This window comes from Evansella sp. AB-rgal1 (assembly GCF_041820985.1).
In the GTDB taxonomy this organism is placed as follows: Bacteria; Bacillota; Bacilli; order Bacillales; family Salisediminibacteriaceae; genus Evansella.
On record NZ_JBGUAU010000003.1, the window covers coordinates 118,379 to 130,663 of the forward strand.

General features: G+C 39.2%; 9 protein-coding genes. All 9 read left to right on the plus strand.

The window, feature by feature from the left end; all coding sequences use genetic code 11:
• Nucleotides 1-12: 12 nt before the first annotated feature.
• Entirely contained in the window at nucleotides 13-813 is an 801-nt protein-coding gene (gene argB, locus ACERII_RS03365; protein WP_373640041.1) for an acetylglutamate kinase, read from the plus strand.
• Nucleotides 806-2,020 carry an acetylornithine transaminase gene (locus ACERII_RS03370; RefSeq protein WP_373640042.1) on the plus strand — a complete coding sequence of 405 codons (1,215 nt, stop codon included), beginning with the start codon at nucleotides 806-808 and terminating at the stop codon, nucleotides 2,018-2,020. The genes argB and ACERII_RS03370 overlap by 8 nt, the downstream gene beginning before the upstream one ends.
• Nucleotides 2,017-3,102, plus strand: a complete 1,086-nt coding sequence (locus ACERII_RS03375) for a carbamoyl phosphate synthase small subunit (protein WP_373640044.1) — start codon at nucleotides 2,017-2,019, stop codon at nucleotides 3,100-3,102. Before ACERII_RS03370 ends, ACERII_RS03375 begins: the two co-directional genes overlap by 4 nt.
• Nucleotides 3,089-6,349, plus strand: coding sequence for a carbamoyl-phosphate synthase (glutamine-hydrolyzing) large subunit (carB, locus tag ACERII_RS03380; RefSeq protein WP_373640046.1), 3,261 nt, complete (start codon nucleotides 3,089-3,091; stop codon nucleotides 6,347-6,349). Before ACERII_RS03375 ends, carB begins: the two co-directional genes overlap by 14 nt.
• Nucleotides 6,340-7,320, plus strand: coding sequence for an ornithine carbamoyltransferase (argF, locus tag ACERII_RS03385; RefSeq protein WP_373640048.1), 981 nt, complete (start codon nucleotides 6,340-6,342; stop codon nucleotides 7,318-7,320). The genes carB and argF overlap by 10 nt, the downstream gene beginning before the upstream one ends.
• Nucleotides 7,321-7,388: 68 nt before the next feature.
• On the plus strand, nucleotides 7,389-8,660 hold the full coding sequence (locus ACERII_RS03390) for an argininosuccinate synthase (RefSeq protein ID WP_373640049.1): 1,272 nt from the start codon (nucleotides 7,389-7,391) through the stop codon (nucleotides 8,658-8,660).
• Nucleotides 8,661-9,138: 478 nt separating this feature from the next.
• Nucleotides 9,139-10,512: an argininosuccinate lyase gene (gene argH, locus ACERII_RS03395; RefSeq protein ID WP_373640051.1), complete on the plus strand. Its 1,374-nt coding sequence runs from the start codon at nucleotides 9,139-9,141 to the stop codon at nucleotides 10,510-10,512.
• Nucleotides 10,513-10,797: 285 nt separating this feature from the next.
• The gene (locus ACERII_RS03400; protein ID WP_373640053.1) at nucleotides 10,798-11,073 is read left to right on the plus strand and encodes a thiamine-binding protein; all 276 of its coding nucleotides are present in this window, start codon (nucleotides 10,798-10,800) and stop codon (nucleotides 11,071-11,073) included.
• Between the two features lie 404 nt (nucleotides 11,074-11,477).
• Nucleotides 11,478-12,176, plus strand: coding sequence for a Na-translocating system protein MpsC family protein (locus ACERII_RS03405; protein ID WP_373640055.1), 699 nt, complete (start codon nucleotides 11,478-11,480; stop codon nucleotides 12,174-12,176).
• The last annotated feature ends 109 nt before the right edge of the window (nucleotides 12,177-12,285 follow it).

A 12,285-nucleotide genomic window follows, 5' to 3' on the forward strand; every position in this document is an offset into this window, starting at 1 on the left:
GGAGGGGAAAGGATGAGCTATTTAGTCATTAAGTGTGGAGGAAGTGTGTTAGAGCGGCTACCACAAACGTTTTACAACAATATCGTTGAGCTATACAAATCGGGGGTATGTAAGCCGGTAATCGTCCACGGTGGCGGACCGCTCATCTCTTCCCTTTTAACTAAGATTGGTGTAGAAACAAAGTTCGTTGACGGACTTCGAGTAACAACGATGGAAGTACTAGACGTGGTAGAAATGGTGCTCAGTGGATCTGTGAACAAAAAAATCGTGGAGAGACTTCAAAAAGTTGGGGGAAGTGCTTACGGTATCAGCGGTGTGGATGGAGGACTTCTACAAGCGAAACCTTCTCAAAACGCGGAGCAGCTAGGCTTCGTTGGAGAGGTGGTACATGTTAAGTCAGAACTGATCGATGCGATTTTCGAACAAGGTCAGATTCCCGTCATTTCACCAGTAGCCATCGATGAAAATGGCCAGAAATACAATATTAACGGAGACGTTGCAGCGTCGGCAGTAGCACAGGCGTTAGGAGCAAAGCTTTGTTTCATCAGCGACATTCCTGGAATTTATGCAGAAGAAAACGGAGAGACAAAGACATTCCATGAGCTAACGGAAAAACAAGTGGAAAGTCTCATTGAACAAAAGGTTATCACGGGAGGAATGATTCCGAAGGTGAAGGCGGCGATCGATGGTCTCACTCATAACGTGGAAGAAGTAGTCATTCTAAATGGAATGACGGTAAATAGCCTCACTCATTTTTTACAAGGAAAGAGTATTGGAACGAAAATTATTGCTGGAGAGATGCAAAATGTTTAATGAAACGGTGACAGCGGCGAAAAATGAATCTATCATGCCAACGTATGCAAGATTCCCGATCACATTAGTAAAAGGGAAAGGAAGTTATGTTTGGGATAACAATGATACGAAATATCTTGATTTCACATCTGGGATTGGCACTTGTAACTTAGGTCACGTTCCTGATGTTGTGAAAAATGCAGTCGAATCTCAGCTTCAAGAGCTGTGGCACTGCTCGAATTTATTTCATATCCCGTCTCAACAGAAACTTGCTGATTTGCTCACAGAGAATAGCTTCGGAGATAAAATCTTCTTCTGTAATAGTGGAGCGGAAGCGAATGAAGGAGCAATCAAACTAGCGAGAAGGTATGCGCAAAAGGTGAAAGGATCGGCTGCATTTGAAGTCGTCACCTTTACACAATCGTTTCACGGAAGAACATTAGCAACGTTAACAGCAACAGGTCAAACGAAAATACAAGATGGCTTTGCACCACTTGTTCCTGGATTTCGCTATCTTCCGTTTAATGATATGAACGCGTTGGAGCAAGTTGCGGGAGAGAAAACATGTGCCGTACTTCTAGAAGTAATTCAAGGTGAAGGTGGCGTGAACCATGCTAGCGAAGAGTGGCTTCAACAGTTGGCTCATATCTGTAAGGAAAATGACATTTTACTCATGGTTGATGAAATTCAAACAGGAATGGGTCGTACAGGAAAGCTATTTGCATACGAAAACTATGGAATTGAGCCAGATGTGATGACATTGGCAAAAGGATTAGGTTCTGGTTTTCCAATCGGAGCGATCGTTGCATCAGAAAAAGTAGCGAAGGCATTTGAAGCAGGAACACATGGAACGACATTTGGAGGAAATCCAATCGTAACAACAGCGGGAGTAGCGACGATAACGGAAATCGTTGATAATGTACTTCCAACAGTTGCTGAGTTAGGAATGTATTTATCAGAAAAGCTTCAACAACTGAAGGTGAAGTTCCCTACGCAAGTAAAAGAGGTTCGTGGTGCTGGACTTATGCGAGGCATAGAATTACATGGCCCTGCAGCAGATGTGTTGAAAAAAGCGAGAGAGGAACAGCATGTGCTTGTTTTACCAGCAGGACCTAATGTAGTGCGACTGTTACCACCGTTAACAACAACGAAAGCGGAAATAGACGAAGTGCTCGCAGTACTGGAAACTGTTTTTTCAGAAATAGCAGAGGAGGGGAAATCGGTATGAAACAAGGATATTTAGTTCTTGAAACGGGAGAGATATTTGAAGGGAAACTCATTGGTGAGCTAAACAATATGGTTGGTGAAGTAGTTTTTAACACGAGTATGACTGGCTATCAGGAGATTATTACCGATCCTTCCTATGCAGGGCAAATTTTGACATTTTGCTATCCTCTCATCGGAAACTATGGATTAAATGATCTTGATGATGAAAGTTTCCAAACAGCTGTTTCTGGTGTAATTACGGGAGATATTTGTGAAGAACATAGTCATTTCCAGGCAACAAAAGGTTTTCAAGAGCGACTGGAGCAAGTGGGTGTTCCTGGATTAACAGGAGTTGATACACGTGCCTTAGTGAAGGTTATTCGTAAGCATCATACGGTAAAAGGGATGATTACAACGAATCCTGAGGTTGCTAGTCTACAAGATGGTGATGATGTTTCTCAAAACTTCTGGGTAGATACCGTTTCTGTGAAAAAACCTGTGACCTATGAAAACGAAGGACCGCATATTGTATTGATGGATTATGGTTACAAAAAGTCGATTCTACATGCTTTATTACAGGAAAATTGCAAAGTGACTGTTGTTCCATATCATTTTTCCTATGAACAAGTGAAGGAATTACAGCCTGAAGGTGTGTTATTAAGTAACGGACCTGGAGATCCAATGAAACTTCAGCCGTGGTTTTCTGAGATTAAAAAGATTACTGAATCTTTTCCAACTCTCGGTATTTGTTTAGGACATCAGCTGATCGCGCTAGCACATGGTGCTACGACGAAAAAGCTGGCATTTGGTCATCGTGGTGGAAATCATCCGGTGAAGGAGCTACTAACAGGAAAGGTTCAGATGACCTCACAAAATCATGGATATGTAGTAGTGGAAGATAGCATTAATTATAACGAGTTCCAAGTGTTGTTTCTCAATGTGAACGATAAAACGGTGGAAGGTATTAAGCATAATAGCTTACCGATACAATCTGTACAGTTTCACCCAGAGGCACATCCAGGACCGAGTGATACAGAATTTATCTTTCAGCAGTTTTTACATCAAGTGACTACCTCTGGAGGGAGAACGTATGCCAAAGCATAACAACTTAAATAAAATACTCGTCATCGGTTCAGGGCCAATTGTGATTGGTCAGGCAGCTGAATTTGATTATGCTGGAACACAGGCTTGTCTTGCACTAAAAGAAGAAGGCATCGAAGTGGTGCTTGTGAACAACAACCCAGCAACAATCATGACAGACCAGTCGGTGGCAGATAAAGTATATATCGAACCATTAAACGTAGAAACAATTGAAAAGATCATCTCTCGTGAAAAACCAGATGGCATGATTGGTACCCTTGGTGGTCAAACAGGATTAAATTTAACAGTGGAATTATACGAGAAGGGAATTCTCGACAAATATGATGTGAAACTATTAGGTACCTCTGTGGAATCCATTCAAAAAGGGGAAGACAGAGAGAAGTTTCGTAACCTAATGATCGAAATTGGGGAACCAATTCCTGAATCCGCGATCATCGAAGATTTCCAATCGGGAGTAGAGTTCGTGAAGGAAATCGGGTATCCCGTTATCATCCGTCCTGCTTACACGCTTGGTGGAGCTGGTGGCGGCTTTGCAAACAATGATGAAGAATTTGAAGCGGTATTAAAGCAAGGTCTAACATTAAGTCCTATCCATCAAGTGCTAGTAGAGAAGAGCATCAAAGGATGGAAGGAAGTTGAATATGAAGTAATGCGTGATGAGAACGATACGTGTACGATTGTTTGTAATATGGAAAACATGGATCCTGTTGGGGTACATACTGGTGACTCTATCGTTGTTGCTCCTTCCCAAACATTATCTGATGTGCAGTATCAAATTTTACGTAACTCATCACTAAAAGTAATTCGTGCCTTAAATGTGGTTGGTGGATGTAACATTCAGTTTGCCTTAGATACAACATCCAACCAATATTACATTATCGAGGTTAATCCGCGTGTGAGCCGTTCTTCTGCACTTGCTTCTAAAGCAACGGGTTATCCAATTGCTAGAATCGCAACAAAATGCGCAATCGGCTATCACTTAGATGAAATTTTAAATCCTATTACAGGAAACACATACGCGTCGTTTGAGCCTGCCATCGATTATATCGTTGTAAAGCTTCCGAGATTCCCGTTTGATAAGTTTTCTGAGGGAGATCGCTCATTAGGAACACAAATGAAGGCTACAGGAGAAGTGATGGCAATGGATCGTTCGTTCGAAGGAGCGCTAAATAAAGCGTTACGCTCCATGGAAATGAACGCACATAGCTTATATCTGAAATCCATGCCTGGAAAAACGAAGGAAGAATTAGTTGAGCTTTTGAAAAAGCCAACAGATTTACGTTTATTCGCAATTGCAGAAGCCTTCAAGCGAGGTTTTACCATCGAAGAAGTAATTTCTCAAACAGAAATCGATCGTTGGTTCTTGATCAAGGTGAAAAATATCGTAGATTGTGAGCAAAAGCTAGCATCACATTCATGGGAAGAAGCTCCCGTGGATCTGTTGAAAACAGCGAAGCGAATGAATATAGGAGATCGTCGACTTTCTGAGATTTTCAATGTTCCTGAGAAGGAAATAAGATTGAAATGGAAGTCGCTTAACGTGAAACGCGGCTACAAGCTTGTAGACACATGTGCAGCAGAATTTGATGCTGTTACACCTTATTTTTACTCCACATATCAAGGAGCGGATGAGGTAGAATCGTCTCATGGGAAAAAGAAGATTTTAGTTGTTGGATCAGGTCCTATCCGAATCGGTCAAGGAATTGAATTCGATTATTGCTCGGTTCACGCAGCATTAGCGGTGAAAAAACTAGGGTTTGAAGCAATCGTTATGAATAATAATCCAGAAACAGTGAGTACGGATTACTCCATTGCAGATCGTCTCTACTTCGAGCCGTTAGCTGTGGAAGATATTATGGCAGTTGTGGAGAAAGAGCAGGTTCAAGGAGTACTTCTTCAATTCGGTGGGCAAACAGCCATTAATTTAGCGAACGCACTGGAAGACGAAGGAGTTACCATTCTAGGGACTTCTATGAAAGTGATTGATCAACTAGAAGATCGTCATGAATTTTATAGTCTTTTAAACGAACTAGACATTCCCCATATCGCAGGAACAACGATAAATGAGCCAGAGGAGTTAGTTCCAGCAGCTGAAAAGCTCGGGTATCCAGTGCTTATTCGACCGTCGTTCGTTATTGGCGGACAGTCGATGTTCATCTGTTATAACAATAAAGAAGTAGAGAAATATTTAACGAGAATTATGGAAGACGGCAATGACCGTTGTTGGCCGTTACTCGTTGATCAATATTTACCTGGTATGGAATGTGAAATTGATGTCATTTCAGACGGAGAAAACATCGTTGTTCCTGGAATTTTCGAGCATTTGGAAAAAGCAGGTGTCCACTCTGGAGACAGTGTAGCGCTGTTCCCGCCAGTGAATATTAGTGACTCCATAAAGAAAACATTGATAGAATATGGAGAAAAAATAGCGAACCACTTACCAATTATCGGTATGATGAACATTCAATTCGTTGTTCATAACGAGGTTGTATACGTGTTAGAGGTAAACCCAAGATCATCTAGAACGGTGCCAATCATGAGTAAAGTCACTGGAGTTCCAATGATTGAATGGGCAACACATGTACAGTTAGGAAAATCGTTGAAAGAGTTAAGTGGAGGAAGCGTAGGCTTATTCCCTGAACCAGCCTACTATTCTGTGAAAGCACCGATTTTTTCTGCTAGTAAATTAAAAGGTGTAGACCATGTCCTAGGACCTGAAATGAAGTCTACTGGGGAAACACTAGGGTTAGGGGTAACGTTAGAAGAAGCATTTTCAAAGGCGTTACAACTTAGTGGTAAGGTCTCTGCAAAGGAAAGTGCTGCTGGAGAGGAACCTACCATATTCTGTTCGATTGCGAACCGTGCAAAAGAAGAGAGTCTTGATTCGATTAAAGCATTTGCAAAAGAAGGATATAAAGTCATCGCTACAGAAGGAACAGCAGCATTTTTAGCAAAACATAATATTTCTTCAGAGACATTGGCGAAAGAAAAAGTACTTTTACACGAGTTTTGGAAAAATAAACAGCCAGATCTCGTACTAAATATACCGAACGAAGGACGTGACGGGGAAAAAATAGGTTTCTATATCCGTGAATTAGCAGTCCGATATCAAGTTCCTTATTATACAAGTTTTGATACGTTAAAGCCGTGGATTAACTTATTCAGTTCAGAAAATGAAGAAGAGAAACCTAGAACACTTGGTGAATACCGCCAGCTAACAAAATTGAATGAGGTGGGAGCATGTCAGTAGTAAATAAATATGAAGATAAACAACATACATTAGAAGAGTCGTTTAAAGGAAAAGACTTTTTAACCATTGCAGACTTCAGTTCAGAGGAGATACTTTATCTCCTCGATGAGGCTCTCGATATGAAACAAAAGCAGAAGCAAGGAATTCCACATCCTTACTTACAGGGAAAAACATTAGGTATGATTTTTGAAAAAGCATCTACAAGAACGAGAATATCCTTTGAAGTTGGAATGCTGCAGCTCGGTGGTAATGCCATCTTCTTAAGCTCAAAAGATTTACAATTAGGAAGAGGAGAATCCATTTCTGATACAGCAAAAGTAATGTCGCGTTATCTTGATGGAATCATGATTCGTACGTTTGCTCATGAGACAGTGGAAGAATTAGCAGAGCATGCGGATATACCAATAATTAATGGTTTAACAGATTCCCATCATCCTGCACAAATTTTAGCAGATCTCTTGACGATTTTAGAACATAAAGGTAAACTAAAAGCACTGAAGCTTTGTTACCTCGGTGACGGAAATAATAACGTAGTTCATTCCTTAATTGAAGGATCAGCAAAGGTTGGAATGGATATTGCCATTGCAAGCCCAGCTGGTTATGAACCGAACAGTTCCATTGTTGAATCTGCGAAACTAGTAGCAGCATCTCAAGGAAGTACTATTTCTGTATCGAATGATCCGATCGAAGCGATAAAAGACGCAGATGTTGTTGTGACGGACGTGTGGGCGAGTATGGGGCAAGAAAGCGAACAAGAGAAAAGAATGAAAATTCTTCAACCATTTCAAGTAAATAGTAATCTATGTAAACTTGCAAAAGATGATTTCATCTTCTTACATTGTTTACCTGCACATCGTGAAGAGGAAGTTACCTCTGAGATCATCGACGGAAAGCACTCTGTAGTGTTCGATGAAGCAGAAAATCGATTACACGCTCAAAAAGCATTATTAAAAGTCTTAATGAAAGACTAATTTTTTTGGAAGTCAATGCATAAAAATACGGTAACGTAGATATTAATTCGTGATAAGGGGCGAGTATAATGAGTAAGGAAAAAGTGGTTTTAGCATATTCTGGTGGATTAGACACTTCCGTTTCAATTAAATGGATTCAAGAGCAATACGGTTATGACGTGATTGCACTTGGTTTAGATGTTGGTGAGAAAAAGGATTTTGAAGCTATTAAGAACAAGGCTCTTGAAGTGGGAGCAATCAAGGCGATTATGGTTGATGCAAAGGAAATTTTGGCAAAGGAATATTTAATGCCAGCATTAAAATCAAACTGCCTGTATGAAGGTAAGTATCCATTGTCCTCTGCCCTTTCCCGACCACTTATATCTAAGTTGTTAGTAGAAGTTGCAGAGCAAGAGGGTGCGGTAGCAGTTGCTCATGGTTGTACTGGTAAAGGAAATGACCAAGTTCGTTTTGAAGTATCTATTCAAGCATTAAATCCGAACTTAAAGGTGATTGCACCTGTACGTGAGTGGGGCATGACTCGTGACGAGGAAATTGCGTATGCAGAAGAAAAAGGCATTCCAGTTCCAGCAACTCTTGAAAACCCGTATTCTATTGATGCGAATATTTGGGGAAGAGCGTGTGAAGCAGGTGTATTAGAAGATCCTTGGGCAGAAGCGCCAGAGGGAGCTTTTGACTGGACGGCACCAATCACAATGACTCCAGATGAAGCTGAATATATTGATATCGAGTTCAAAAATGGAGAGCCAGTTGCATTAAATAGTGTAGAAATGGAGCTTGTTCCTCTAATTGAAACTCTAAATGAAATTGGTGGAAAACATGGTGTAGGACGAATCGACCATATTGAAAACCGACTAGTAGGAATCAAATCTCGTGAAGTATACGAAACTCCAGCTGCGCTTATCTTAATCAAAGCACATAAAGAGCTTGAGTTCTTGACACTACCTCGTGAGGTTACTCAATTTAAAACAACAGTGGATCAACAATTAACGCAAATCATTTATGATGGACTTTGGTATTCTCCATTAAAGAATGCATTAGAAGCATTCGTAAGTGATACACAAAAAGTTGTTTCGGGTACGATTAAAGTGAAGCTTCACAAAGGAAACTTCGATGTTGTAGCTCGTAAATCACCACACAGCTTGTACAATGAAGAGCTTGCTACGTATTCAAAAGGTGATGCATTTGACCACAACGCAGCAGTTGGTTTCATCAAGCTATGGGGCTTAACAACAAAAGTGTATACCGAAGTAAACAAAAGCAGCGAAAAGAAAATGTTAAAAGACGAACACATTAAGGTTAAAGGCGAAAAGGGTTCTGAGTCAGAGATTTTGGGTTAGACTAGGATTGGGATAGTGTCGTGAAAAAAGTAAGGCGGCTGTGGCACAGGGTTGCCATGGCCGTTTTTGGTGTGTGAAGTCTTTAAATAGTGGAAGATAGTGGTTGTGGGATTGAGTTTGTAGTTTGGGATGGGATGTTGGGATGTTGCTTTGAAGGAAGTGCACATAAAAATGGGAAATTCGCACATATAATCGTTGAACCCGCACATATATTCTGAAATTCGCACATATAATCGCGCAACCCGCACATATATTGTCCAAACCCGCACATATAATTATTACCTTATACGATGAAAGTGCTAATTTGCTAAGATATTTTTAAATCTCGTGTGATGCGAGACAAAATCGTGCTGTAGAGGTGCTAAATTGTTTCGAAATCACGCGTAATCCATCCTCACCACCCTTGTGTATCACCAACTATAAATAGTAGAATTTAACAATAAAAGAAAATTTAATTAAAATAGATAGGAGTTTTCACATGTCTAAGCTATGGGGCGGAAGATTTACAAAAGAAACAAACAAACTTGTAGAAGAGCTAACAGCATCTATCTCCTTTGATCAAAAGCTAGCGAATGAGGACATTGATGGGAGTTTAGCACACGTACAAATGCTAGGTGAATGCGGAATTATCTCCACAGAAGATGCAGATAAAATTAAAGAAGGACTCCAAAAGGTAAAAACGAAGCTCGAAAATGGAGAACTTGAGTATTCCGTAGCTAATGAAGATATTCATATGAACGTAGAGAAGTTTTTAATTGATGAAATTGGCCCAGTTGGTGGGAAGCTTCACACTGGAAGAAGTCGTAACGACCAAGTTGCCACAGATATGCATTTATACTTAAAAAATCACACAAAGGACATTATTTCATTAGTTGAAGCTGTTCAAGGCGCAATCATTTCTCAAGCGGAAAAAAACATTGAAACAATCATACCTGGATATACTCACTTACAACGAGCACAGCCTGTTTCCTTTGCACATCATTTAATGGCATATTTTTGGATGCTGGAGCGTGACAAAGGGCGTTTAGTTGACAGCTTAGAACGTGTAAACTGGCTACCACTTGGGGCCGGTGCACTTGCAGGTACAACATTCCCAATAAACCGTGAACGTGTTGCTGAATTACTGGGTTTTGAGCATGTATATCCAAACAGTATGGATGCAGTAAGTGATCGTGACTTTATTTTAGAGTTTTTATCAACAGCTTCTATTTTAATGATGCACATTTCTCGCTTATCTGAAGAGCTAGTAATTTGGAGTAGCCAAGAGTTTCAATTCGTGGAGCTAGATGACTCCTTCTGTACTGGTTCAAGCATCATGCCACAGAAGAAGAACCCTGATGTGCCTGAATTGTTACGTGCAAAAACAGGGCGTGTTTACGGTAACTTAATGGGTCTTCTAACTGTGTTGAAGGGTCTCCCATTAGCGTATAACAAAGATATGCAGGAAGACAAGGAAGGCATGTTTGATACGGTAGAAACGTTAGAAGGATCATTACAGCTTCTTGCTCCGATGATTGAAACAATGTTTGTTAACGTGGAAAACATGGCGAAAGCAGTGAACAACGACTATTCAAATGCAACGGATATTGCTGATTACCTTGTTACAAAGGGGCTTCCATTCCGAGATGCACATGAAGTTATTGGAAAAATCGTGTTATATGCTATCGAGCAAAAGAAATTCCTTCTTGATCTGAAAATGGAAGAATACGAGAAGTTCAGTTCATTATTTGAAGAAGATATTTACAAGGTTCTTGCGCCTGCTCATGTAATGGGGGCTAGAAACAGCTATGGTGGTACATCGCCGGTACAGGTAAAAGAGCAAATTGAGTTAGCGAAGAAGAACCTCGGGTAGAGTTCTAGTTTTAGAACAGACCTAACAATTAACACCTGTTTATGCAATCAAAATGCATATAACAGGTGTTTTTTACGTAAGGAATATTAATTGCTTACCTTCGCACGAAGAAAAGTAATGGGAAGGTAACGAAAGAGCCGTATTAGTGACTTTGGCATGAAGAAAAGTAGTGGGAAGGTAACGAAAGACTCGTAATCTTGTCCTTTCGCAAGAAAAACATGTTTAAAATATTAACAAAAATGGTACATAAGTAATAACAAACTAGTTTTACTGGAGGATGATCTCATGGCTACTGTAATGGCAGGTATACAAGTACTTCCGAATGGAAAGGACATGGATACGAATGGGGTATTGCCTAAATTGATTGAAGTCGTTGATGAATCGGGCTTAGATTATAAAGTAGGACCAATGGAAACTGTTGTTGAAGGGTCGATGGATGAAGTGATGGAGTTGGTCATTAAGCTACAAGGAGAGGCGATGACAGAGCAGACAGAAGAAGTTTTAACAAATATAAAGTTACACTATCGTCCTGACGGAATTAAAATGGATCAAAAACAATAGAGAGATATATGATAAGCAAATGGAGGGAGCGCTTGAGTCACCTACTGAAAAAAAACAGTGATGTATGAAGTCATTAGGGTGAAAGACGATATATCGAATTCAAATCCAATTAAATAGTCTTAGAATTTAGGTCGGTTTCTCTGTTATTTATAAAAAAAATATGATATAATAATAATTGATTAGTGTCTAGCAGTCATTGATCAAACGATTGTTTTCCTAGCGATTTAAATCATAACATCAAACAAAAAATGCATATTCTAATTGGTAAATAGAGGAACAGTTTTAACTAATTGCGTCTTATCTATGGCCTAACTTCATCATTATGAGGTTAGGCCTTTTTGTATTCGAAATATATACATCAGGTTGGTACAGCGTGGAGGAAAATTCAGGAGGAAACATGAAAGATGATTAAAGAGAAAAAGCGTCAGGAAGATTTAACATATGTAAGTAGTCAATTAAGTAAGAGGTTAAAAAGTAGTTTTGGAAAAGGTCCAGATTCATGCTTCAGTACTTTTGAAGAGGGTATGTTGTATATTCATATTCGCAAATTTATCACACCATCAGAAGAGGTTTTGTTAAAGAGAAATAAAAAAGGTTTAGCACTAACGTATCGTAATGTGATATTAGAAGCGATTATAGAAGACTTAAAAATAGAGTTAAATAAAATATTTAAAGTAAGCTTTACTCACTTTTTTCAAGATTGGGATTTCGATACAAATTCAGGCTTACTACTAATGATGACAACATCCTATAATCCTCCTCATATCAAAAACAATAACTATTCAATTAATAATAACTTGATAATCGAGAAAATCCAAAACGCATATATAGAAGCCTATAAAAAACCAAACGATATAACTATTTCTCAAATTAATGAGAATATATATGTTGCTGAGTGTAAGCATAACTTCTTACCTATTGAATTGGAATTATACAAACAAGGAAATTATGAAATTCTATTGAATCATTCTTATGATATAAAAAGAAGATTAACAGAATATAAGCCGTTGTTTATATCTGCTTTTAAGCGGATTGTTAATGATATATTTGTTATGTGGGATTATGATGAAGATAAAAACATAGTTGTGTTTTTTGTGAAATAAAAAGACAGGTGTTATAAAGACGCTAAAAATGGGTACTTTAATAAGTACAATTATGTTGGCCTATCTTAGTTATTATACTTTGTTTGGTAAAGTTGCTATGATATGATAA

Bases quoted from the DNA above. Each gene is read 5' to 3' on its own strand.
- ACERII_RS03405 (WP_373640055.1), top strand. From the start codon at position 11,478: ATGATTAAAGAGAAAAAGCGTCAGGAAGATTTAACATATGTAAGTAGT.
- argF (WP_373640048.1), top strand. From the start codon at position 6,340: ATGTCAGTAGTAAATAAATATGAAGATAAACAACATACATTAGAAGAG.
- argB (WP_373640041.1), top strand. From the start codon at position 13: ATGAGCTATTTAGTCATTAAGTGTGGAGGAAGTGTGTTAGAGCGGCTA.
- ACERII_RS03390 (WP_373640049.1), top strand. From the start codon at position 7,389: ATGAGTAAGGAAAAAGTGGTTTTAGCATATTCTGGTGGATTAGACACT.
- argH (WP_373640051.1), top strand. From the start codon at position 9,139: ATGTCTAAGCTATGGGGCGGAAGATTTACAAAAGAAACAAACAAACTT.
- carB (WP_373640046.1), top strand. From the start codon at position 3,089: ATGCCAAAGCATAACAACTTAAATAAAATACTCGTCATCGGTTCAGGG.
- ACERII_RS03400 (WP_373640053.1), top strand. From the start codon at position 10,798: ATGGCTACTGTAATGGCAGGTATACAAGTACTTCCGAATGGAAAGGAC.
- ACERII_RS03370 (WP_373640042.1), top strand. From the start codon at position 806: ATGTTTAATGAAACGGTGACAGCGGCGAAAAATGAATCTATCATGCCA.
- ACERII_RS03375 (WP_373640044.1), top strand. From the start codon at position 2,017: ATGAAACAAGGATATTTAGTTCTTGAAACGGGAGAGATATTTGAAGGG.